The organism is Nonomuraea sp. NPDC003201 (assembly GCF_053590415.1).
This window is the reverse complement of record NZ_JBSFTC010000728.1, coordinates 1-1,521: the sequence shown is the minus strand read 5'-3', so window position 1 is coordinate 1,521 and position 1,521 is coordinate 1. Positions and strand designations below refer to the sequence as shown.

The 1,521-nt window shown below is 69.0% G+C and carries 2 protein-coding genes; one reads left to right on the top strand and one right to left on the bottom strand.

Going from position 1 to position 1,521, the window contains the following annotated elements:
* The coding region (locus ACWDX9_RS63190) for a hypothetical protein (RefSeq protein WP_449973432.1) at window positions 1-204 on the top strand (204 nt) is incomplete at its 5' end.
* 611 nt (window positions 205-815) lie between these two features.
* On the opposite strand, the gene ACWDX9_RS63185 is transcribed toward ACWDX9_RS63190, so the two are convergent.
* Window positions 816-1,145, bottom strand: coding sequence for a hypothetical protein (locus tag ACWDX9_RS63185; protein WP_449973431.1), 330 nt, complete (start codon window positions 1,143-1,145; stop codon window positions 816-818).
* Window positions 1,146-1,521: the final 376 nt, after the last annotated feature.

The following is a 1,521-nucleotide window of genomic DNA, read 5'->3' as shown; positions in this document are numbered from 1 at the left end:
GGGGGCTGGGGCCGCTGCGGCGGGGGCGGCGGCTGGGGCGGCGGCTGGGGCGGCGGACGCTGGGCCAACTGGCGCCACCACCGCATGCCCCGCATCAAGATCATCATCATCAACACGAACCGCAACCGCAACGTGCAGCAGCGCATGGACGAGCGCCACGAGATGGACCACAACGAGGACAACAACCAGCCCACGTGGCAGTAGAGCTCACCGCACAGGCGAACCGGTGGCGCGGGCCGCGCCACACCAGGAGTCCCCTGAGTGATGAAGCTCCGCCCACGCCGATCGAGTGCCCGTATTCACCGGGTCCCGACGTCTGCCCCGACAGCGACGACGTCGACCCACCGAATACGGGCACTCGACGTGTCTCCTACCGCCGGCGCCCGAAGACGGGCCCCGCCGTAGCCACCCCGAAGACGGGCCCAGCCGGGGGGCCACCCCGAAGACGAGTCCAGTCGGGGGTCGCCCCGAAGACGAGTCCAGTCCGGGCTCGCCCCGAAGACGAGTCCAGTCCGGGGTCGCCCCGAAGAGGGCCGGGACCGCCCTCTTCTCGGGGAACGGACGGTCCACGGCGATGACGACCGGCGGCGGGGGACAGGGGCGCTCGGCTTGTGGGGGGCCGCATGGGACGGGGCGACGACCGTAGAAAACAGAAGTGAGTGCCCGTATTCGCTTGGGCGGCGCCGGCCGGAGGGTGGCGCCGGTCCCGATGAATACGGACACTCGTTTGGCGTGGGCGGAGTGTCATCGCTCGGGGACTCCGCCCGCTACGGCGGCCTCAGAGGCGCGCCAATGCTCAGCTCAGTGTCTGAGTCCTACCACTCGTCACGGTGGCCACCGTTGATGTTGTGGTTCTGGTTGACGATGACGATCCGGACCCGGGCGCCCCTGTCGTGACGGCCCCAGCCCCAGCCGCCGCCCCAGCCGCGACCGCCCCAGGCCCAGGGGCCGCCCCAGCGGCCGCCCCAGCCTCCGCCGCACCGGCGCCAGCCCCCGCCGCGGCAGTTGCCGGCGAGGACGGGGGCGGCGGACTTGACCTGGACGGCCGCGCCGGCCGGCGACGTGGCCGCGCCCGCGGCTACCACGCCACCGGTCAGCGCCGAACTGACGGCGAGACCCGCGATAACACTCTTGAGCTTGGGCATTGTTTTCCCCCTAAAGGTTCGATTGCCCTGTTTCACGCCCCCCGGCGCAGGCGGATACAGATCCGGCCGAATCGGGGAAACGCTACGGGCGATTCCTAGGAAATCTCCCGCACGCTGCATATTTCCGGACAAATCACCAGCAAACCGGAACTGCCGCGATTTGGTGGACCACAGACTCCCTCATGGCCGAAACAAAAGACTCCACCCCGCATAGCCCCGTCCCCTGCCGCACTGGTATAAGTCCACCGGTACCTCCGCTCCGCCGTACAACGCAGTGAGGGGGGGGCCCCCCCCAACGCCCCCCCGCCCGCCCCCACACCCCCCCCCCCCACCCATAATAATTATTTTCTCAAATAACACCACAATAAAAAAATAA